The organism is Sporolactobacillus caesalpiniae (assembly GCF_040513385.1).
Classification (GTDB): Bacteria; Bacillota; Bacilli; order Bacillales; family Sporolactobacillaceae; genus Sporolactobacillus.
On sequence record NZ_JBEVCB010000007.1, the window covers coordinates 171,500 to 193,582 of the forward strand.

Here is a 22,083-nt window from a genome sequence, read left to right on the forward strand (position 1 = left end):
CATTATAAAATGGTTCTTCGTTTAAATAGTTTCAGCATGCGCCAAAACATACTGCTCTGCGGCCTTTGACCAAAGGCCATTATTCTGAACGAGAACTTCTTTTAGGCCTGCATAAAATGGATCTGAATGATCTTCTGCGACAATCTCTTCCAACGATTTGCGCGGCATATGCTTGTGCGTATAAATCAACTTTTTCCCACCTGGAATTGATGGTAAATTCAATGTTGTATCCGCCACGTCATTCAGACCAAGCAGATGAGAAACTACTTTCTCAACAGTGACTTTTCGTTCTTCCACAAGCTTGATTGCTGCGCGCATATCATCGGTATTCCCTCCAGAAGTACCTACATAGTGCGTGAAATTATAGTGCACATCATACAAATTGATTTCAGCCGAGAAGTGCTTGTCACGAGGTCCGGCAAAGAAGTTCAGACAGCCATCCTTGGCAAGTAGAGATGATGCTTGTGTAATCACTGGTTTTACTGGGACAAGCGCGAAAATATCATCATAAGATTCATGATTCACAAGCGACTGGAGATAAGCTTCCTGATCCTCATAGTTGCTGATATTTACATAGTGAAGATTGATCCCATCTTTTTTAGCATCTTCAGGGGAATACAATTTTGCCGCAGCCTCAATCTTCTCATCTGAGAGATCGGTAACGACGAGATTTTTGGGATTAATCGGTCCATGCAAAGCATAATCGATTTGCAGCAGCCCCATTGGTCCCGTTCCGCCCATAATTAGAAGATTTCCGCCTTCTTTAATGCCCATCTTATGATCGTAGGTTCCCTCGACGAGATGATAATTGGCGTTAAATCCGCCGATCACACACGACAGCGGTTCCAATAATGAGCCTTCGAAATAGGTGTCGCCGTTATATTCCAGAAGGCAGTCCTGTTCCATTACTTCTTTTGGAATCACTACATACGTCGCATCTCCGCCTATATATGGGAACGAGTAGCCCGGGCAATCCGGCCGATCCGGCAGCTGTAGATTTGGCTGAATCGCAAACTTGCTGCCTTCTTCGAATTTATCCTTCCATTTATCCCCTACTTTAATAATTTTTCCGCAAAATTCGTGTCCGACGATAATTGGACTTTCTGCAATGTCATTTGGAACTTTCTTGTGATCAGCAGCTATTTTGGCTTCTTTCCATGAAGACATGCAGATGCTGTCCGTCACAACTTCAGCAAGAATTTCATCACTTTTGATTTCCGGAAGTTCAAATTTTTCCAGTCTCAAATCTTCTTTTCCATACAGTCTCAGCGCAGTTGTTTCCATTTTTTCATTCTCCCTCTCATTTTTCATTTTTTCTCTTCATTTATTTAAGAATCCCTAACCAATAACCAAGGATACCTACACCAAACAATGCAAAGATGAGCAGAATCGGACTAGCCTTCTTCTTGAGCAAATACATCATCAGCAGTGTGAGACCTAGAGCAAGTAAGCCTGGACACAGCTGATCAAGAATTCCTTGCACGGTCATCGTTGACTTAACACCTGCCTGATTGGTCGTTTGCGAGATGACGACAGGAACATTGATTTTCGTCCATTTGGTAACCAGCACACCCATGACAAAGAGTCCGAGAATGCTTGCGCCTTCTGTCAGCTTGGTTAAGGCGTTTGAAGCCATATCCTTGACGATGCCCATACCTGCGCGATAGCCATAAGTGAGTCCATACCATTTCAGTGCGAGCCGAACCAGATTAAAACTGATGAAAAACAGCAATGGTCCGAAGATGCTGCCATTGAGCGCGAAGGATGCACCCAGTGCCGCGGTGATCGGTCGCAAAGTGCCCCAGATGAGCGGATCACCGACACCGGCGAGCGGTCCCATCAGTCCAACTTTCAAACTATTAATCGCGCCATCATCAATCGCTTCGCCATCAGAACGCGCTTCTTCCATCGCCGCAGTCACACCCACTACAGGACCACAGACTGCCGGAGTCGTATTAAAGAATGCTAAATGACGTTTTAGCGCGAGTCTCCGTTCTTCATCCGTCTTGTAAAACTTTTTGATTGCAGGAATCATGTCAAAACAGAAACCCAGTGCATGGATACGTTCATAGTTAAAGGATGCCTGTTGAAAATTAGAACGAACAAACATATTGAACAGTTCTCTTTTAGTTAATTTTTTAACCGCTTCACTCATCGCCATCTCCTCCTAATCCTCAAGCATGTCATCAGCAAGCGGCGCCGATGATCCCGCTGTGGTTGCTGCTTGTTTTGATTCCTGATATTTTGGATTGAGCTGTGTATAGATAAACGCGACAATCAGGCCAATTGCCCCAAAGCTGAGCAAGCTGAAGTTCAAGTACGATGCCAAGATAAATCCTAGGAAGAAAAACGGCATCAGATATTTTGCACCCATCATATTGAGCACCATCGCATACCCTACCGCGACGATAAATCCTCCGGCTACGTTCAATCCTCCGGTTACAACTTCAGGAATCGAATTGAGAAGATGTTGGACACTCCCGGCATTCATAAATACGGTAACCAACAATGCCGGAATGGCGACGCGCAGCGCTTGAACCACAAGGGCGGACAGATGCAAGAAATCGATAAGCCTGAAGTTCAGCTTTTCTGCGGCACGGTCGGCAGCATGTTGGAAAAACACAGTAATTGTGCGGGCGAAAACGGTGAGCACTTGCCCCGCAGCCGCTACCGGCAACGCAATCGCAATACCCGCTTGAATGTTTTGATGACCGACAATAACAAGGATTGCCGAAATAATACTGGCCAGAGCTGAGTCTGGGGATTGAGCTGCGCCAATATTCATCCAGCCAAGAGCGATGAGTTCCAATGTACCTCCCAAAATAATGCCCGTTTGAATATCGCCAAGAATTAAACCGATAATGGTACAAGCAATCAATGGACGGTGGGTTTGAAATTCGTCAAGAACACTGCCCATACCGGCGATACAGGAGAAAATAAAGATGAGTATGACTTGGTATAATTGTATTTCCATAGATCTCGCCCCCTTTATTTAGTCGAAGACAATCCCTCGATTTTTTTCATAATGTTGATCGGTGCGTCGCTGTCCACGACACGCAGCTCTAGTTTGACATCAAGTGCATTTAATTTTTTGAAAGCGTCAATGTCTTCCAATCCTAGTGAAACGGCCTTCGTTATTTGTGTCTTGCCTTCACGATAAGCCATGCCGCCGATATTCACGGTTTTAATTGGAACATGTTGTTCAACCATTCGCAGCACATCTGTTGGATTAGTGAATAAATAGAAAACGGTTTCATTTTGGTATACGGGATTAAAATAGACCTTTACTGCCTTATCCACCTCGCATACATTGACCTTGGTTCCTGGTGGTGCTGCTTGTTTCAACAATGTTTTGCGAATTTCATCATTTGCCACTTCATCGCTGGCAATGATAATTCTTTTCGCATTCGCTTTTTTTACCCAAACCGTAGTCACTTGCCCATGGATTAAGCGATCGTCTATTCGAGCAAAATGAATAATCATTAGAAATCCTCCTCCTGTTCTTTTAAAACATCCCTCAGCACTTTAACTGTTTCCGGAGCAACCTGCTTCAGCCACTCGACAATCTCCTCAAGCGTTTTTAAATTCTGATTAGAAACCGCCTCAAGGCAAAGTGGAAGACTGACGCCGCTGATCAATTCAACACCATCATGGGTCATCGCATAGGCTGCAGCAGAATTGTAAGGGCTTCCACAAAAAATATCAGTAAAAATCAATGTATCTTTTAACTGATTGTCAGCAACTGTTGCTGTCAGTTTCTTTTTGATATCTTCCACATTCTCCCCTGGAACGAAGCGAATGGGAAAAAGATTCTTTACTTCTCCAAAAATCATTTCGACGGATCGTTTTAGCGATTCTGCAAGATCGCCATGAGCACAGACCACAATGGAGTACATTCTGAATCACCTTCCCGCTTTTCGTTATCACGCCTGCTTTACCCTCTTGTTTTTCCACCCGCAATAGTATAGGTCGTTCCTGTGATATAGCTCGCTCGATCTGAACTTAAGAACGCGACAAGATCAGCAACTTCCTTCAACTTTCCATCGCGTCTAAGCGGAATGGATTTATTTGTGTATCCCTGACGGAGTTGTTCAACAGTTATGCCGCGTGTGTAGGCCAAGGCTTCTTCATACGCCGGAGTTCTAAGTCCTGTTTTTTCGAGAATTCCCGGTGCAAGACCAACAACTCGAACATTGTATTTACCTAGTTCTTTTGCCCAAGAACGGGTAAAACTGTAGATCGCAGCCTTCGTCGCAGCATAAGCACTTTGCCCTTCCGAGCCCTCTAAACCGCTTTCAGAAACCATATTGACAATGACGCCTTTGCCCGCCTTGACCATTTCTCTTCCAGCAATCTGTGAACAGAGAAAAACACCTTTTTGATTAATGCTGACGATTTTATCGAATGTCGCATCGCTTAATTCGAATTTGCTGTTTGATTCTTTTGGATCAATCAAGAGTCGCGGTATATTAATGCCTGCATTATTAACGATGGCATCAATGGTGCCAAACTGCTTTTTTGTTTCATTCACGAGATTGACAACGCTTGATCGTTCGGTAACATTCGTTGACACAAATACGAGTTGGTTATCTTTTGCCTTGTCATAGAGTTCCTGTTCCGGTTCATGCAAATCCGCCAACACGACATGAGCATCATTTTCTAATAGGGCCTCAACAACTGCTTTTCCAATTCCTGAAGAACCACCTGTTACAATAATCGTCTTCCCTTCAATGCCAAGCCATCCACTCATGATAAAACCTCCTACACATAATTGGAATAAATGCAGATCGAACATTTGTGATTCATTTGACCATTTGTGATTACTTTTTCAGTATAAATCATATTTATTCATTGTCAATTGTTATCATGTTGCATATTTGTGACTGTATTTAAACGCTTACATACTATATTTTACAAATTACTACCCTTGGAATATAATTACCTTATAACCGTATGCACATTTTCATATCAATTGACCATTTGTGCGAAATGAGGTGTTTCTATGATTAATGACGATTTAAAGAAAAAATATATTCAAATTGCTCAATTTTACTATGAACAGAATCTGACTCAAAATGAAATCGCTCAAAAGACCGGCATTAACCGCACATCCATCAGCAGAATTCTCAAAAAAATTCGTGATGAAGGTATTGTAAAAATCACGATCAACTACGATCTCAATGATCTTTCACTAGCAGAAAAATTAGAGAACCAATTTCATTTAAAAAAAGCGATTGTAATCCCAGTTGATCCGGAACAGCCGACTTACGTTAAACGGACGGCCATCGGTCAAGCGGCTTCCAAGTTTCTTGATTCCATTCTTGAAGATAACGACGTGATCGGATTCTCTTGGGGCAGCACACTTGCGACCGCAGTTGAGGCACTCGATCCTACAGAGCTACATGAGAATATCTTCTGTGTACCCATGGTTGGCGGACCGGCTGGTAAATTAGAAAGCCGCTATCATGTCAATACGATTTGTTTTCAAGCGGCGGAAAAGTTAAAAGCCCGATCCTTAATGATCGACGTTCCGGCTGTTGTTGAGAAACCGTCAATGAAGAAGGATTGGATGCAAACACATTATTATAAAGAGGTTTCGAACATGTGGCGCAACATCACCATCGCGGTTTTCGGTATCGGATCAATCAACAGCACGGGACATTCGACGTGGCGCGCCTTCTACAGTGACAGTTCCGTTGACCAATTCAAAGAAGAACATGCGGTCGGCGATATTTGCTCTCGTTTTTTTGACCATTACGGCAATGAAATTCAAACGCATCTTGCAGACCGAACGCTCTCCATTCCCCTTGAAATACTGCATAATACACGTTATTCAATTGGTGTGGCGGAATCGGCAGAAAAAATCCCCGGAATCTTGGGTGCACTAAACGGCGGACATTTGAATGTACTCGTCACTACCGACGAAACTGCTGAGGGTCTGCTTGCACTTGCTGAACAAATTTAATGACCATTAAAAAAATGACGATTCATCTCCCCTCTTTTTCCGAGAGATGAATCGTCATTTACGTTAAAAACGAACTTAATAATCCGTCTTTAACTATCTTTTTTACCTTTGTTCACAAATTAGTCGGAATTATAATAATTTATCGAAATCTCATCACCAATTTGTTCGTTTATAATAATAGGTAATTATGCCAATGTTATTTTTCCTGCTTTGCACTGATTAACCCACTCGCAAATTCTTTTCACTACCTCACCGAAAGGATGCTATCCATGACCTATTCTCAGTATTTGTGCCCGAATGAGCCAAATCCGGAAGTTGCTTTTCACTATCTGATAAAATGTGTGGAGCCAATTATTCTTGCTATGGCAAAAAAGCGCAACATTTTTCTCCACGAACCACTCATAAGATTACTTAGTGATGCCATTCGCCATGCGGATCAATCATTTGATTGTTCAGTGGTTCCGGATGACCAAAAACCAAACAGCTTTTTTCTAATCATGATTCAGAATGAAGTTGAGAAGCAATTTGACAATTACGTTAAGAAACGAGCTAGAGAAGAACGACTTCATCATGTACTTGAGATAAATTTCGATGAAACGGTACCACGAATCAGTACTCCTGCCAAGAATAGTCACATTCAAATGCCTTTTCCCGCTTTTACTGAAACAGAATACACACTATACAGGATGCACATCATTCATGGCTATTCGCTCAGTCACATCGCCGAACGTCACCGAGTATCACAAAAAACCGTACTTCAATGGAAGCAGCGAACGATTGAAACCCTGAGTAGACATTATATGCGTTCATCCAGCCAATCCGACAAGAATCGTTATTGTTGAATTCCCCCGGAAATCGTCACTGGATAATACAACAAAAAAAACAGCCCCAAATAACAAGGACTGCTTACTTCTCTTTCATATATGGCTGATTATTTTTTGTTAATCACAAATTGAGCAACCACTTGTCTCAGGTCATCGGCAAGCGATGACAGATTTGTCGCGTTATTAGCTATTTCTTCCATAGACGCTGATTGCTGTTCAGCGGCAGCAGACACATTTTCAGTAAGCCCGCTGGCATTTTCCGACAGATTCGCAATGTCGTCAATACTTTTAACGATTTCACTTGTTTGTCCTGCAATCGTCTGTACAGAATGGGTTACTTCATTCGTTGCTTCGGATACAGATGTCACGGTTTCTTCTATATCCGTAAAGGTCTTTGTCGCTTCGTCAGCCACGACCATTCCCTGATCGACCTGATCCGAACTGTTCTGCATCGACTGCACCAGTTCGCGAACTTTTTCTGAAATAGCACCTTCTATTTCAGAAATTTTCTTTGTCGACTCTGAGGACTGATTGGCCAGTTTTTGAATTTCTTCCGCTACAACGCTGAACCCTTTGCCATGTTCGCCTGCACGTGCAGCTTCAATGGCCGCGTTCAAAGATAAGAGATGTGTTTGTGCGGCTATGTCATTAATCAGGTTATTCGTATAACTGATTAATTCCATCTTCTCCACTAATCCATTCAGTTCACCGGTCACTTGGCTGTTTGTCGTGCGAATGGTTCTAATTTGATTCGTTACTTGATTTAATGAGAGCTTCCCGCTGTTCACAGTACCCATTGCCGCGTCTGACTTATCGCGCAGTGTGGCCGCCTTCGCCGAAATATTCTCGATTTCTTGATAAATGGCTGTCACGTTTTGTTTTGAAGATTCGACCTTCTGATTTTGATCTTGTGCGCCAGCCGCGATTTCCTGGATCGAATGCGCGACTTCATCGGAGGTCGCTTTATTTTCTTCCGTTGAGGCGGTTAGTTCCTCAGACGATGACGCCAGAGCTGTCGCCTTGTCATCCACGCCTGTCAGCACATCATTTAACGAATCAATCATGCGATTAAATCCATGACCAAGGTGCTTGAATTCTTCAAATCCATCAGCTTGCGCGTAGTTGGTCAAATCTTTATCGGCAACCTTCTTCGCAACACTAATCAGGTTATTTATCGGACGAATAATCAATACGACTGCAAACAAAGCGACCAAGGCCCCAATGATTGCCGTGATGAGTCCGACTACAATGGAACGAAGCAGAATACTATTCGTATTATCCGTTACCTCGCTTTGCAGCAGCGACCCGACAATGATCCATCCGGTGTCTTTATTCGTTACGTAAATATCTCTTTTAGGCACACCTTTAAATAGTGTATCTAATGCGCCTTGTTTCCCTTTTTTTACGAGTCTCATTAACTTAGCATCCGGAACTTTAGTGCCCGGCTTCAAATTTGGGTGAGCAACGATATTTCCGTCGCTGCTCATGATAAATGAGTAGCCTTTTTTACCTATATTTACGTTATTTGATATTTTTTGAATATCATCCAATTTAAGATCTATTGCGACGACCCCTTTGCCGTCTGTCGTAGTCTCCGACATCGATACGACATAGTCCTTAACCAATTCTGAATTGTAAGGCTCGTTCACGATAATGTGGTGAGGATTGGCCATCGCACTTTTGAACCACGGCCGTTTCGTCGGATCAAAGCCATCTGGTTTAATCAGTGATTGCGGCGTGTACACGTAGTGCTTCTTTTGATCGCCAACATAGACTTGAGCGAGCCCGCTGTCGGACTGCTGTTGGGAGAGCAGTGTATTTAGGATCTCACGGTTCTCTCCATTCGTCATCTTTACAGCTGAAACATGGCTGGCTAAATAATCCAGCCGCGTTTTTTCTTCGTCAATCATCTGTGAGATATTTTGATTCAGCAGATCTACACTGTTTTCCGCGCTGATTTCCATCTGTTCCGTGACTGCGCCCTTAGCGTTAATGAATGAATACACACCAACAATGGTCGCAGGAATGATCGTAAAACATACCGCTGCAATGATCATTGAACGTTGCAAATTTAATTTTAATAACTGGTTCCAATGAATTTTTCCTTTTTTAGACATTTTTCGACACAAACCCCTTCTTTTCGCTCTTATTTATATATCGGAACAAGAAGAGGTTTTTGTAATAAAAAAATTGTCTTACTGTAAGAAAATTTCAATTATCTGTAATTTATAAAATAAAAGGGACCCGCCGCTAATGAGCCGGAACCGTTTTCTCAAATAAAAACGATTGACTCATTTATTTTAATGCGTGGGTGCAGTGATTGAATGATCGGGCAGTTTTCTGCGATTTGATAAAAGACATGCTCAATTTCCTCACGTACACGCTGATTTGCTTTTATAAAAAAATGCACATCAATTTTACCGATTGGATTCGGGTAATAAACGCCTAATTGATAATTAAACGACACATTCTTCATTTCATAAGGAATGCCGCGTTCATCAAGCAGTTTCTCAAATACATAAGTGCTGCAGGCAGCGGCAGATGCCGTTAGAAGCTGCACCGGTGAAAAACCCGTTTCCCGGCTGAGCGACCAATTACCATGCTCATGGACAAGCTCCAGTGTATCTGCCTCTTGAATTAATTCCATTGTCACACACCTCCGGTAAATTCAACTTTTAATCCATTATATGGTGGCGTACAAGGCAATATGTGCGTTGCATAGGTTCATCCGACCTCTTAATGCAATCACACATTTATGAACGAGTGAAGACTTTTTTCGACACATTTTAAACAAAAAGTCGAAATTTTGCTATACTAATTGAATGGAATGAAAAAAACGGACGGTTGATCGAAACCTTTCGTGCCGGTTCATTTGTACTTTGTTCCGGTCTACTGTAGAAGCGCATTTCACAAAGGAGAAAATCATGGCTAAGAAAAGGGAACCGCAAAATTCAAGAAGTACATTTAGAAAATCAAGAAAGCGCCACAGAGTCCTTCGTTATGTCCTATTAACACTTGCCTTCCTGCTTGTCGCCAGTACTGCCTACGGTTTTTTTGAGTACCATAAGCTTAAACCGGAAAATCATTTTAATAATCTGCAGGCAGTCGGTTCAACCAAAAATAATAGTAAAGTTAAAAATTATAAAGAAAAGGCCGGTGTATTTAATGTTCTTCTGATCGGCTCAGATGCGCGAAAAGGCAATACTGCGAGCCATACGGATTCAATGGTTCTGATCCATGCTGATTTAAACAATCACACGTACAACATGCTCAGCATCCCGCGTGACACACGTGTGTACATGCAAGGATACGGCCACACAAAACTGACTAGTGTTCAATACATCTCTCAAGTGAAGCATGGAACGAAGAAAGGAATCGTCGATGCTGTAACTGCCGTATCCAATCTTACCGGCGTCCCGATCCATTATTATGCCGAAACAAATTATTGGGGGCTGCAATACATGGTCGACGCACTCGGCGGTATTGAGATGAATCTGCCATTTAAAGTGACACTTACGCACGCATGGTACTCGAGAAATCAGGGCAAAACCTTTTCACCGGGTAGTCAAAAATTGAGCGGTGAAATGGTCACGGAACTTTGCCACGAACGCTACTCTCTGCCTGGCACCGACTATGGCCGCCAACAGCTGCAGCAAGCCGCACTGATCGGCATTGCCAAGAAAGTCATGCAACCGTCGAACGTGACCCGTCTTCCGGCCCTGTCCCGCTCGCTATCTAAGTTCCTGATTGCGACCAACATGTCAACGGAAGACATGGTCAGCGTGGGTTTAGGCGTCAAAGGTGATTTTCATCCGGAAGAACAAATTAAATATCGCCAAGTCAAAGGACGCGGCGTGAAAATGTACGATGATCTGCTCAAGGCCAATAACAGCCAGATTATTCTCGATCAGACTGAGCTCCAAGCAACAATTAAGAAATATTTTTCAAACTAAGCGAACAGTTAGATCAAAACGGACCGCCATCACACGCGGTCCGTTTTTTTTTGTGCTTTACTTCAACTGATAAGAAAACGTGGATGGCCCATGTTCGGTTCCCCCGTTTCTTCGAAAACTTAAAGTCCGCTGACAAGAGGCGCCACATCTTTAGGATGATTGGCGATAAAATCCGGTCCAGCTTTTCGTACATTTTCAATACCGTCAAATCCCCACGCTGCCCAAATCACGCGAATCCCGCTTTTTCTGCTCGCTAGAATGTCGCGTTCTTCATCTCCAATATAGATCACTTGGGAAGGCATCAACCGATTTTGCTTCAAATATTTGCGCATCAACCGATCCTTAGCAAACAATTTCTTCGAGCACATCACCGTTGAAAAGCAGTCCAAGCCATGGACCTTCAGAAACACGCGTATATTTTTTTCTTCATTTGATGAAAGAATCGCAAGCGCATACCCAGCGGCACTTAGTTCGCTAAGCATCTCCCGCGTACCCTCCATCAAAGATATTTTCTTCAACGAGTTCTGGTAGAGTTTAGAAAGCTCACCAATCAGAAAAGGGATTTTATGGAACGGGATGTCCAGCATCGAGCAGCGCTCTCTCATGGAGCATGATTTTAAAGTATCGAAAGCCTCAAGTGTTATTTTTTTAAAATCATGCCGCTGAGCCAAATCATTATACGCCGAAAGAAATGCCTCTTTCGAATCCGCCAACGTTCCATCAAAATCAAAAAGAATTACTTTAAGCATCATGAAAACCTCTATGTATGGATTTGTCCGCCGACATTCATTTTGAGCGTGTTCGTTAACCCTTATTATATACGAGACGCAGCACTTTGACCCTAATGATTTCTGAGCGTTGATCACTAAGCGTAAAGACCTATGACTAACTTTATGATTTCACAGAAAATTTATAGATTACCTATTATTTTCGCGACTTTCTTATCACGATTTTTCTTCCATTTTTATGAAATACTAGGTATAGAAGAATCTATTTACACTAAATCGTTGAGGGAGTTGATTTCGATGCGCCAATTGCAACCGTCAAATGACCTAGTTTCAGATATTGTGACCCTGCTTAAGCAAGAACAAAGGCCATTATACTCTTCTGAAATCGCGCGAAAATTAAATAAGAATGTCAGAGATATCCTCCACATTCTATTTAATACAGCTTATCAGAAAATCATTCAAGTTGTCATAAATAAAGACGAAACCAACAAAATCTGCCAACCTTCCTATAAAGTTAGGGAGTGAGCAAGGCAACACACCTGCCTTACCTCACTCAGAACCACCCGAGCAGCACGTCAAGGGATAAAGCGCTGATCAAGGTGGTGATTAATGTGCAGCTGGAGACGAATTGCGGATTAGCGTTGAATTGGATCGCATATAGCGTTGTGTTTGCAGCACTTGGCATTGCCGCCATGACGATGATAACATTTCTGAGCAAAGGATCGATGGGAAACAGCAAACACACGAGAAAGGCGAGTACCGGTGAGATGATTAGCCGGATGAACGTTGCCAAGCTGATCCGTCCCCAACTCATGTTGCGCACGCTCACATTGGCGAGCTGCATACCGAGAATAATCATAATAATCGGAATTGATGTGTTGCTGACAAGCTCAATACTTTTCATAAAATTGCCAGGGATTTGGATTTGGAATTTCTGCAAAAGTAAAGCCGGAATAATAACATAATTCATCGGTTGCTTAAGCACGGTCTGAAGTGCCATCTTCACGCTTCCACGTCCGTTTGCGGCAATATAGATACCAATAAAACCCATCAAAATCGCATGAAACACCATCAGCGGCATCGCGTAAACCACACCCTGTTTTCCAAAGGCGAACAAGATGATCGGCACGCCATAATTACCGCTGTTAGGGAAAATTGTGGAGAGCAGAAACGCATTCCGTTCACTTTTACTGTAGTGAAGCATGCGGCTTGAAATAAGGCCGACACCAATTAATAGAACCATAATGATTAGTGATGTCACAACAATATAATAGAAACTGAGATTCATCGGGGTTGTATAAAAGATATCGAAAACAAGAAATGGCAACAATAAATAGACAGCAAGTGTCGAAATCGGCTTTAAATCCAGTTTAAATATTCTTTGTAATACAAATCCGGTAAGAAATATGAAAAATACAGGTAAAATCACATCGACAAAAATAAGCAAAATCTGTTCCTTCTCTCCGTCATTGGTTGCTCTTAGATGCACTATAATAGTTGAGGCTCTCATTCATTTTACTTTGTCACAAGATGAAAGATCAAGACAAGCTTTAATCAATGTTGGAATGGTTCAAGGTAGTAGTTATCTTTAATCGTAATGAGTTTCCGTAATTGTCACAAATTTCTATATTTTTATCTTGACTATCATTTAACAGATTCAGCATAATAAAAAAAGAATGTTGTACACCTTGTCCAGTCCCCCAGCAAATGAGGAGGTCGACAAACCCTTGGATATGGAATTTCCGAATGCACCTTACACCAAATATCAAAAAGGTACTTTAGTGATTTATTTAAGCAAGGAACGCAGATTTAGAAATGTAGCCTTTGTAGACGACCGACTGGTTCGTCTGACCGGTAAATGGCAAAACGATGAGGAAAAATTAGAGGCGGTCATGCATGCGTACAAGCAGAGAATTGTGCAAAAATTACATACTTTAATTGGCAAAGCGATGACATCCTCTGACTTAAATCAGCGCTGCATGCAACGAATCAAGTGCGACTCTTATTTTATGTACGACACTTGGACGAGTGCTTCAAGAGATCACCATTATACTTATGTCAAGCATGAGTTTCCCGATCCGGTCAAATTCCATGTCTTCTTTGATATTTTGGTTGAGGCAGGATTAGTTGGCAGTATCCTCGTTGTCACTCATGTGGCGATGTCGTAGATGAATTTTATGAAATAATTTTTCATGAGAGAATGACTCATTCTCTCATCTTTTCTGTTCCGCACTTAATCAAGTCGCTCCGTCTACAGTTTTCCTTTCATTAAAACAGTTCGATTTTCCCATTAATTAATGATTAGATATATAAATTAACGATTGAATCAAGTAGAATAAAGTATGTGTTTTCCATCTTATTCCATTAAGATAATTTAATTTTATAGGAGGCCCTCGTTTACAATGAAGCAATTTTCAAGAATAAGTATTATTCTATTTTCTTCAATCCTACTTTTTGCCTCAGCAGGTTTTACTTCCACCGCTTCTGCTCAAACCATAAAAATCAAACAAAAATGGAGCAAGCTCAAGCTTGTAAAGAATAAAAAAGGCTACGACATGAACCTCGACAAAACAACAGCCAACGGAAGAGATGGCTATGGTCACATGAACGTTTCGCTAGATCAGGTACAAATCAACTCGTATGAAACTTCCGGAAGAAAAATTGGTTTTAACACATACGCCTGGCTGCCTTTTCTCGATGATAAGTACAATTCAAGCATTCGATCCAATAAACCGGGAAATCAATTAAGTAACCCTCAAAGCTTCGCCCTATTAAATGACATGATCTATACGGTTTGGTCGACAGGAAGCAATAAAGGCTACATCACCAAATTCCCGAAGAATCTGCCAGGCGGCATGCAAGCAAAAAACAACGATTTCAGATCTGCCTATTGGTATAAATACAATAGCAGTCCAAGCTACGTGAACAATGGTTATCAGTCTGCGGGCGCCGACGACTTTTTTAACCAAATGTCCATCAGTGGACTCATGACAATCGGTCACGGACAAACGCTGTCCACAGACGGTCAGAATCTCTATATGCTCCGTGATACAGATTACAAACATGCGAACCTGAGAGGAACCGGCAAATCCATCAAACTGTACAAATATGATGCCAATTTGAACACAGTCCAGCATTGGAGTTTCAAGCTGCGCAACAGCACCAGCAAATACGAATACAATCCGCACACCCTCGCTATGGTGGATGCTAATCATTTCTACCTTGGCATTGTCGGCAATCTTTCCGGAAACTACAAAGCAAGTTACATCATCTTTAAAGGAACGATAAATGGTACTAAGGTGTCAGTAAAACCTGCCTTTCGCGTAAAACAAAAAGTTGGCAAGTATCTGCAAAGCATCACGTACAGTAGAGCGCTCAACCGTCTATACCTGGTTGGAGATAATTCTTTTGTCGGTGTCGACCTTGGAAACTACAAATCCTACAGCACCAAGATTGTGAACAATACGCGTGAAACCGAAGGCATGACCTTTGACGGAGCAGACGGCTACCTCCTCTTTAATTCTTATCCGGAACTGATCAAAGGAAGTTTTTACTGATCTCAGTGAAGCAGAAAAAAGGCGGCATCCACGAATCAAGTGGAAACCGCCTTTTTTCTATCTGCTCATATCTAAGCTTATGCCTGAGTCACCCGCTTCGCGTTCTCCGCCAAATGAAGCAAGTCCACGAGCATCTCATGACTTTTCGCCTCTAGGCTATGTTTCTTTGCAGTTTTCACAATATATCCATTGATATAATCAACTTCCGTTGGACGGCTATTAACCATATCCTGATACATCGACGGATGGTGGAGCGGATTGACCTGCGAACTTTCATGATCAATGATCTGCAGCATTTCTTCGCGGCTTTGCATAAATTTGACACCATCCGCAAGACCTGCCGCATAGCCTTCGTCGATCAGCCGGCGAGACAAATCATCCGCTCCGGAATAGGCAACATACTCGCCCATCGTGATGTCCATCAACGTGCACAACGTGTTGATAACCGAATTCATGAGCAGTTTAGACCACAACGTTCCCATGTAGTTCGTTTGAAGCGTTGGATTCATGCCCGCTTTTTCAAATTCCCGGACGACCTCATGCGTGAATGTATCCGGCTTTTCCGTGACATTCACCAGCTGCGTATGCGCCGCGCCTTTGGCTCCCATAAAATCTACTTTTCCCGGTGCATCAAGCACAGTCGCGATCAATGCGATCCCAGCGATGATTCGTTCATCCGGGACATACTTGCGAATCTCTTCCACCGAACCGATTCCGTTCTGATTCGTCAATACGTAAGTGTGCTCGCCAATAAAATGGTGACAAACCTGCATCGCTTCTCCTGACTGCATCTGCTTTGTAAATAAAATCACCAGATCCGGAGTCTGCGTATAGTCAGCAGGCAGGAAAACATCAACCGGCACCAAATGCTGATTCTGATGGTCACGAGAAACATAGACGCCACCTTGTTCGCGGATCGCCTGATAACTCGGTATCCATGGTTCAACAAAATCAATATCGTTTCCCGCTTCTTGTAGGAGCACTCCATATCTTAGTCCCATTGCTCCTGCACCAATCACTGTAATCTTCATTCTGATTCCTCCACTCATCTGTATCTCAGCTTATCTGTACCATTTTTTCGAATTTTCAAGATTCTATGTTATACTAAAGGATTAACGAACGTGACACCTTCGATTGTTTCTCCTGCAGAATGAAATCAGCCCATTCTTGAGCTTTATCTTCAAAGGACTGTAAATACATTTCCAATCCCTCTCGGATCACTTCTGCCTGGGCTATACCTTTAGCTGCAGCTAACTCCGCCAATTTCCGATCTAATTGCTCCGTCAGATAAACTGCTTCCGTTTCATATTAAGTCCTCCTTCCGATATACATCACCCACATACATTACACATCAAAAATAATGATTTTTCAAAAATGCTATACTGATTTTTCTACCAAAAAAGCACCTCAAATGATCGATTAACCATCAGTTAAAAGTGCTTTTTTTGAACGCAACAGTCATGTTTCACAAATTTTTATCCATATTAAATGTCAACTTTGACATGCTCATTGATTTTGTCGTTAGGTCTTGCAGAAGCTTACGTGTCTCGTGCAGTGCAATTTCAGCGCTTTCGCCGCTTGCTTTAGTCAGCAGCTCAGATACCTGCTGCGCATCCAGCTTTTTCGCTTGTTCATCGGTTTCCGCAATTTTACCGAGAAAGCGGCTGTGCAAATGATCTTTATAATCGAGTACTTGCTTCAGAAAAGCGGTGTAATGCGGTTCAACAATGACCGGAATCGTTTTGTAGAGCCAGTACGCTGAAGAGAGCGACAGCTTGAGCGGCGTGACTTCATACGATTCGGGCACGGATGTGATATTCGTGTAAAACGGAACATACGGGCTGAACGTGCCGGCAAGTGATATCCATTGAACGCATGCAAATTCACTCGGAACATCGGGACGAATCTGTAAAATATGCGAGTCTTGCGTCCTGTTCAGCGAAATCGCGCGGAATGTTGTACGATCTGTCTCGCTCCCGCCCCCAAGCGGATCATACGGCGTTTCCTGATAGTGCGAGTCCAGGATGTAGGTAATATCCTCGACACCGATTTTCCGATTTGCTTTGCGTAGGAACGGCAGATCGTTGGACATCGGATCTTGTTCTGCTTCCGGGTTCAAGTATTTCTGACCGTACCAGACACGCGGCGTATTGTAGTGATGATCGAACAGCGTTTGTGTGCCGAAGATGTTTCTGAAATTGATGGTTTCACATCCGGTATTGAGGTGATGTTTCTCAATAAATTCGATCAAATGCGTCGCCAGCAGGAAATTGTCCTTGTCGTGCGGATCTATTTCCTGGATCGCCGTCTGATTGGCGACGACTGCATATGAATCATCAGGGATGCGTTGCGCCACCCATTGATGACCGGTCGCAATCTCCATATACCAAACCTCATCCTTATCTGAGAACAGTACGCCATTTGACTCGGCAGCGCCGAATTCTTCCACAATCTTCCCCAATCTCAGCACACCTTCACGCGCCGAATTAATATAGGGCAGAACCACGGTAACCATGCAATCCTCAGCAATTCCGTTTTCAACCAGCGGATCATAGCCCAGAACACGCGCATTTCCGTAGATGCTTTCCGTCGCGCTCATGCCGACGTTTTTTTCATTGATTCCTGCGTCTTCGAACGTTACATAACGATCCTCACGATCCGGTATCGCCGTATAGCGATACTGTTCCTTTGGCAAAGTGATCGTGAAGCGGTTTCCCGGAGATACATAGGTTTCTTCTTTCTCCAACACTTGATGCGGATGTACCGTGACCTTCTTGGGAACAAGCACTTCATAACTGTCTCCGTTCCGTGCAATCATCGTCGATCCATCTAACGTCGCGCCTTTGCCAACCAGTACGGTTGTACAGGCTGCATGTGAATTATTCTGCATTGTGACATCCCTTTATCCATGTGATTAAGTAGCAAATACTTCTAAACTTAATTCTATCTTAACTCAATTTTCACGGCATGAAAATTTTCAAAAAATCGTTTCTAATTTAATGGGATTCCTCTGACATTAACTGGGGTAGAAAACACGATCTGTGTATTTGTTTTTCCAAAATGCTGCAGCTCATTTATGAACGAATCCAGCAGTTCGGTACTCTCGAAAATGACTTTAATCAACATCGCGAACTCACCCGAGACACAATCACATTCAAGCACATTGGGGATTTGTTTAATATAGTTATAGAATTCATTTTTATCAGTAGGTTCAACCTTTAAATTGATATAGGCTTTGATGTGATAGCCCACCTTTTTGTAATCAATCAACGTATGATAGTTTTTAATAATTCCTTGCTTCTCCATCTGATGAATACGTGCCGAAATCGTCGGCGAGGAGATAAAACATTCATCTGCCAATGCCTTGATCGACACACGCGCATTTTGCTGCAGCCGGTTCACTATTTTTCGGTCAATCGAATCCATCCGGACGATCACAACTCCTTCACCGTTTATTTATTACTTTCCGAATTCATTATATTAGCCGCTGATCAAGAAAGCAAAAGCAATTGTTAGATAATATTACATAGCATCATTATTTTGTTAATTTATTTTACAAAAAATATTATTTCATAAAAAAAAGAGCATGCCAATTTTTTTATTCAACGAGTTCGCACGAAAGTATAGCCAACCGATTTAATATCATCTATTTTTAACATGCATGATGAAATGAATTGGAGGAATGATTTCGTGAGAGACGAAAAAGATTCGCTTGGTACAAAACAAGTCCCTGAATTCGCTTACTATGGCATTCATTCACTGCGCGCAAAGGAAAATTTTGCTGTGACTGATGAAAGACTCGATCCGGAGCTGATTAACGGTTTAGCGCTAATTAAAAAAGCTGCAGCACTCACGAATCAGGAAGATGGTACGCTAAGTGTTGCTAAGGCAGATGCCATTGTTCGGGCTTGTGATGAAATAATGGATCGACAGCTTGATCTTCATTTTATTGTTCCACCAATTCAAGGAAGTGCTGGCACATCAATTAATATGAACACCAATGAGGTAATCGCGAATCGAGCCATCGAATGGCTCGGCGGACGCAAAGGCGAGTACGATTTAGTTCATCCGAATGATGACGTCAACAGATGTCAATCAACAAACGATGTATTCCCATCTGCAAGCAAATTGGCTTTACTGCGATTGAGCCGCGCGCTGACTGAGGAGATGGGAAACTTTTTAGAAAGCCTATGTCAAAAAGCCGACGAACTGAAAAATGTCATCAAGCTTGGCCGGACACAATTGCAAGACGCGCTGCCGACAACGGTCGGCGACACATTCAAGGCCTTTGCCGCAGCGATTTCACGAAATTCATCCGAAATCGAGCGCAGTCGCAGTGGTTTAAAAACATTGAACCTCGGTGGAACAGCAATCGGTACATCCGTTAATGCGACCGCTTATTATGTTCATCACATCGTTCCCAAAGCCAGCGAACTCTTTGGCGAAAATCTGCGCCAAGCGGACAATCTCATCGACGCGACCCAAAACGTTGATTCATTTGTCCAACTTTCTCATGCCTATAAACTGCTCGCAATTAATCTATCGAAAATGGCAAACGACCTTCGATTGCTTTCAAGTGGACCGCAGTTTGGATTCAATGAGTTGAATTTGCCGAAAAAACAAGCCGGATCGTCCATTATGCCTGGAAAAGTTAATCCTGTCATTCCCGAACTGGTTAATCAAGTCGCGTTTCAAGTCATCGGTTATGACGCGACCATTACCCTGGCCGCCGAAGCCGGTCAACTGGAGCTCAACGCGTTTGAACCGATTATCGTCCGGGACTTAATCGTATCCACACGACTCTTACAAAAAACATTACGGACATTTAGAGCCAACTGCATAGATGGTATCAAGGTCAATCAAATAAACTGTTTACGTGAAGCGGAAAATTGCTCAGTCTTAGCAACTGCGCTGGCTCCTTTCATTGGATACAGCAAAACATGTGAGATCGTAAATCAATCAATGAATACCGGAACAACGATTAAAGACATCCTTTCCGAGATACCATTTGCTCCGGCAAACGCATCCGAATTGCTCAATCCCAAAAATCTCGTTCATCTTTATGATCAAAATGTGTTGACCCATTAATCTAGTGACCCTTGGTTTGATATAAAACTCCTGTTTTGCCGCGTGCAAAACAGGAGTTTATTATATGCACAATTTTTGTGGGCGCTGATTCTTCAATTCTGATATGTTCATTAATATAGGTTTCAAGTTCTCATTTAATTAATTAAGTTGATGCGTAAATAGAACTAAGCTAAATACCAGATCATGCAATAAAGCTCGGTGGGAATGTTTTTCTGTCCACCGAGCTTTACTCATACTCACTGATACGTCGGCAGATCAAAACGTAACGTGTAGCCAGACAACAGCCCATAGTAGTAGTTCATGATCCGCGCCTGTTTTACAGCCCAATTGATATCAGACGCGTATTGATGCGTTGCGTTTCCGGTATTCGCCGGATTCCAACGCATTTTATACAGCGTATCCTGATGATAAGCTGCGTTGTTGATATAGCTTTGTCCGATAAATTGCGCTCCGCCTAGAATAGCCGCTTCTGGTGTGAACCAGCGATGACTATAGGCGAATTCCGCACCTTTTGTATTCGGATCGGAATCAACCGCGCCGATCCCGAACATATTATAAACCACTTTGGGCTCCACGGATTGTCCATTTACCGAGGACACGGTGATCTGGCCTGTTGCCAAAGCTGAAGCGCCATTACCGGTTTCAAGCAGCGCGTGAGCGATCAAATAGATTTCATTGATATGCTGCTCATTCGCCGCTTGAATAAATGTTGCGGCTTTTCCGGCAAGTATGCCCCTGCCATTTAATAGTTTATTATTCACTTCATCCGCGTTAACTCCGGTTGTTGTTGATAGATTGAGAAATTGATAGAATTCAGCTGCATTATCAGGAAAACTATTTGGATCAAGAACAGAGCGCAAATCGTCAGTTGAAGGATTAACCCAGCCTGTGCTTGTCCCGATTTGGTACCACGCATCGTTTACTTGCTGAACCGTTGACGGCTGAGCTCCTTGCCCATAACGTTTAACAATCCACGCATTACCGTCCGCACCGCCACGGGCGTCCGTGTCCCAATTAAACGTCCACTTCGATCCGTCAAAAGTCAGACTATCCTTCGGCACATACAACGTGTAATGATTATCTGTTTGTGGTGAAGCATTCACCTGCTTGTTTACCGCTGCGTCAAGCGAGTATGGATACTGCGTGGCAAAGGTGCTGATTTCCGCCGGCCTCGTTGCACTCAGATATTTTGCCTGAACATATCCGGTCATGCCATCAATTTGGACCTGAGCATACTTTTTGCCCATTCCGCTAATCGTCACTTGATCTCTAAACTGCATCGTTCGCAGAATCTGATATTTTGTACTCGCGTGATCACGAATTTTCAACGTTGGAGATGTAACATATGCGGCATATGACGCAAACGGAGTGGTCGTCAGGCACTGGTTACGGACGTAACCCTTGATTCCGCCGACACTGATGAGCGCGTACTTATTTCCCTTGCCAATAACCGATACTTGATTGCTCATACTAAGCGTTTGCCTCACAGAGTAATGGACGCTGGCTTTACTGCGTACCTTCAATGAATAGGCAGTCACATAAGCCGCATAAGTCTGAAACTTTTGCGTATTTAAATGCTTTGACTGAACATATCCGGTCGTTCCTTTATAGCTGATTCGTGAATATGAGCCGCGCTGGCTCGTCACTTTCACCTTATTTCCCATGTTCAGAGCGCGCAGCGTTTTGAATTTCTTACTCGCCTTATTCCGCACCTTCAACGTATATGTATTCACATAAGCGCTGTAAGAACCGCTCGCATAGGCCCGTCCACCAACCGGAATTCCAAATGATGCAAACAGAAGCGCAAGAATCAGCGCACCAGTGATTAACTTTTTCATATGTACCTTTCAACCCCTATGTATTTCCTTCAAATTTAATAGATTCGTTCCGCTCTCTTGAACCATGTCTATGGGCTGACCCTGTTAGAAGGAACAAGAAAGCCCTGGCTATTTTTACTATATTAATTAT

Annotated in this window: 22 protein-coding genes; 7 read left to right on the plus strand and 15 right to left on the minus strand. The window is 42.8% G+C overall.

What is annotated here, in order from left to right; all coding sequences use genetic code 11:
• Positions 1-21: 21 nt before the first annotated feature.
• Genes ABWW58_RS15030 through ABWW58_RS15055 form a run of 6 tightly spaced genes read right to left on the minus strand, consistent with a single transcriptional unit; the run spans position 22 to position 4,750 of the window.
• Entirely contained in the window at positions 22-1,284 is a 1,263-nt protein-coding gene (locus ABWW58_RS15030) for a zinc-binding dehydrogenase (protein ID WP_353869884.1), read from the minus strand.
• Between the two features lie 40 nt (positions 1,285-1,324).
• The gene (locus ABWW58_RS15035; RefSeq protein WP_353869885.1) at positions 1,325-2,155 is read right to left on the minus strand and encodes a mannose/fructose/sorbose PTS transporter subunit IID; all 831 of its coding nucleotides are present in this window, start codon (positions 2,153-2,155) and stop codon (positions 1,325-1,327) included.
• A 12-nt stretch (positions 2,156-2,167) separates the two neighbouring features.
• Positions 2,168-2,968, minus strand: a complete 801-nt coding sequence (locus ABWW58_RS15040; RefSeq protein WP_353870019.1) for a PTS mannose/fructose/sorbose transporter subunit IIC — start codon at positions 2,966-2,968, stop codon at positions 2,168-2,170.
• A 20-nt stretch (positions 2,969-2,988) separates the two neighbouring features.
• On the minus strand, positions 2,989-3,483 hold the full coding sequence (locus ABWW58_RS15045) for a mannose/fructose/sorbose PTS transporter subunit IIB (protein WP_353869886.1): 495 nt from the start codon (positions 3,481-3,483) through the stop codon (positions 2,989-2,991).
• Entirely contained in the window at positions 3,483-3,896 is a 414-nt protein-coding gene (locus ABWW58_RS15050; RefSeq protein ID WP_353869887.1) for a PTS sugar transporter subunit IIA, read from the minus strand. Before ABWW58_RS15050 ends, ABWW58_RS15045 begins: the two co-directional genes overlap by 1 nt.
• 38 nt (positions 3,897-3,934) lie before the next feature.
• Complete coding sequence (locus ABWW58_RS15055) at positions 3,935-4,750, minus strand: SDR family oxidoreductase (RefSeq protein WP_353869888.1); 816 nt, start codon at positions 4,748-4,750, stop codon at positions 3,935-3,937.
• Between the two features lie 252 nt (positions 4,751-5,002).
• Between ABWW58_RS15055 and ABWW58_RS15060 the strand changes: the two genes are divergently transcribed.
• Both ABWW58_RS15060 and ABWW58_RS15065 read left to right on the plus strand, forming a co-directional pair.
• Positions 5,003-5,965: a sugar-binding transcriptional regulator gene (locus ABWW58_RS15060; RefSeq protein ID WP_353869889.1), complete on the plus strand. Its 963-nt coding sequence runs from the start codon at positions 5,003-5,005 to the stop codon at positions 5,963-5,965.
• 269 nt (positions 5,966-6,234) lie between these two features.
• The gene (locus ABWW58_RS15065) at positions 6,235-6,807 is read left to right on the plus strand and encodes a sigma-70 RNA polymerase sigma factor region 4 domain-containing protein (protein WP_353869890.1); all 573 of its coding nucleotides are present in this window, start codon (positions 6,235-6,237) and stop codon (positions 6,805-6,807) included.
• A gap of 89 nt (positions 6,808-6,896) precedes the next feature.
• On the opposite strand, the gene ABWW58_RS15070 is transcribed toward ABWW58_RS15065, so the two are convergent.
• Both ABWW58_RS15070 and ABWW58_RS15075 read right to left on the minus strand, forming a co-directional pair.
• Positions 6,897-8,906, minus strand: a complete 2,010-nt coding sequence (locus tag ABWW58_RS15070) for a methyl-accepting chemotaxis protein (protein WP_353869891.1) — start codon at positions 8,904-8,906, stop codon at positions 6,897-6,899.
• Between the two features lie 155 nt (positions 8,907-9,061).
• Positions 9,062-9,436, minus strand: coding sequence for an OsmC family protein (locus tag ABWW58_RS15075; protein ID WP_353869892.1), 375 nt, complete (start codon positions 9,434-9,436; stop codon positions 9,062-9,064).
• A 277-nt stretch (positions 9,437-9,713) separates the two neighbouring features.
• Between ABWW58_RS15075 and ABWW58_RS15080 the strand changes: the two genes are divergently transcribed.
• The gene (locus ABWW58_RS15080; protein ID WP_353869893.1) at positions 9,714-10,742 is read left to right on the plus strand and encodes an LCP family protein; all 1,029 of its coding nucleotides are present in this window, start codon (positions 9,714-9,716) and stop codon (positions 10,740-10,742) included.
• 119 nt (positions 10,743-10,861) lie between these two features.
• Here ABWW58_RS15080 and ABWW58_RS15085 read toward each other — a convergent pair whose 3' ends face one another.
• Positions 10,862-11,491, minus strand: coding sequence for an HAD-IA family hydrolase (locus tag ABWW58_RS15085; protein WP_353869894.1), 630 nt, complete (start codon positions 11,489-11,491; stop codon positions 10,862-10,864).
• Positions 11,492-11,767: 276 nt separating this feature from the next.
• Here ABWW58_RS15085 and ABWW58_RS15090 point away from each other — a divergent pair, with 276 nt between their 5' ends.
• Positions 11,768-11,995, plus strand: a complete 228-nt coding sequence (locus tag ABWW58_RS15090) for a hypothetical protein (protein WP_353869895.1) — start codon at positions 11,768-11,770, stop codon at positions 11,993-11,995.
• 28 nt (positions 11,996-12,023) lie between these two features.
• Here the strand turns inward: ABWW58_RS15090 and ABWW58_RS15095 are convergent, their stop codons facing one another.
• Positions 12,024-12,917, minus strand: a complete 894-nt coding sequence (locus ABWW58_RS15095) for an AEC family transporter (protein ID WP_353869896.1) — start codon at positions 12,915-12,917, stop codon at positions 12,024-12,026.
• Positions 12,918-13,197: 280 nt separating this feature from the next.
• Between ABWW58_RS15095 and ABWW58_RS15100 the strand changes: the two genes are divergently transcribed.
• Together ABWW58_RS15100 and ABWW58_RS15105 are read left to right on the plus strand one after the other, a co-directional pair.
• Positions 13,198-13,638 carry a hypothetical protein gene (locus ABWW58_RS15100; protein ID WP_353869897.1) on the plus strand — a complete coding sequence of 147 codons (441 nt, stop codon included), beginning with the start codon at positions 13,198-13,200 and terminating at the stop codon, positions 13,636-13,638.
• 234 nt (positions 13,639-13,872) lie between these two features.
• Positions 13,873-15,027, plus strand: coding sequence for a hypothetical protein (locus ABWW58_RS15105; RefSeq protein WP_353869898.1), 1,155 nt, complete (start codon positions 13,873-13,875; stop codon positions 15,025-15,027).
• Positions 15,028-15,104: 77 nt separating this feature from the next.
• On the opposite strand, the gene ABWW58_RS15110 is transcribed toward ABWW58_RS15105, so the two are convergent.
• The 4 genes from ABWW58_RS15110 to ABWW58_RS15125 all read right to left on the minus strand — a co-directional run bounded on the left by ABWW58_RS15110 (position 15,105) and on the right by ABWW58_RS15125 (position 18,453).
• Complete coding sequence (locus tag ABWW58_RS15110) at positions 15,105-16,058, minus strand: ketopantoate reductase family protein (protein WP_353869899.1); 954 nt, start codon at positions 16,056-16,058, stop codon at positions 15,105-15,107.
• A gap of 73 nt (positions 16,059-16,131) precedes the next feature.
• Positions 16,132-16,314, minus strand: coding sequence for a ribbon-helix-helix domain-containing protein (locus tag ABWW58_RS15115; RefSeq protein ID WP_353870020.1), 183 nt, complete (start codon positions 16,312-16,314; stop codon positions 16,132-16,134).
• A gap of 178 nt (positions 16,315-16,492) precedes the next feature.
• Positions 16,493-17,917 carry a C69 family dipeptidase gene (locus tag ABWW58_RS15120; protein ID WP_353869900.1) on the minus strand — a complete coding sequence of 475 codons (1,425 nt, stop codon included), beginning with the start codon at positions 17,915-17,917 and terminating at the stop codon, positions 16,493-16,495.
• Positions 17,918-18,018: 101 nt separating this feature from the next.
• The gene (locus ABWW58_RS15125) at positions 18,019-18,453 is read right to left on the minus strand and encodes an Lrp/AsnC family transcriptional regulator (protein ID WP_353869901.1); all 435 of its coding nucleotides are present in this window, start codon (positions 18,451-18,453) and stop codon (positions 18,019-18,021) included.
• A 264-nt stretch (positions 18,454-18,717) separates the two neighbouring features.
• Here ABWW58_RS15125 and ABWW58_RS15130 point away from each other — a divergent pair, with 264 nt between their 5' ends.
• Positions 18,718-20,115 (plus strand): aspartate ammonia-lyase, encoded by a 1,398-nt coding sequence (locus tag ABWW58_RS15130; protein WP_353869902.1) that lies wholly within the window; start codon positions 18,718-18,720, stop codon positions 20,113-20,115.
• Between the two features lie 236 nt (positions 20,116-20,351).
• Here the strand turns inward: ABWW58_RS15130 and ABWW58_RS15135 are convergent, their stop codons facing one another.
• On the minus strand, positions 20,352-21,953 hold the full coding sequence (locus tag ABWW58_RS15135; RefSeq protein ID WP_353869903.1) for an SH3 domain-containing protein: 1,602 nt from the start codon (positions 21,951-21,953) through the stop codon (positions 20,352-20,354).
• Positions 21,954-22,083: the final 130 nt, after the last annotated feature.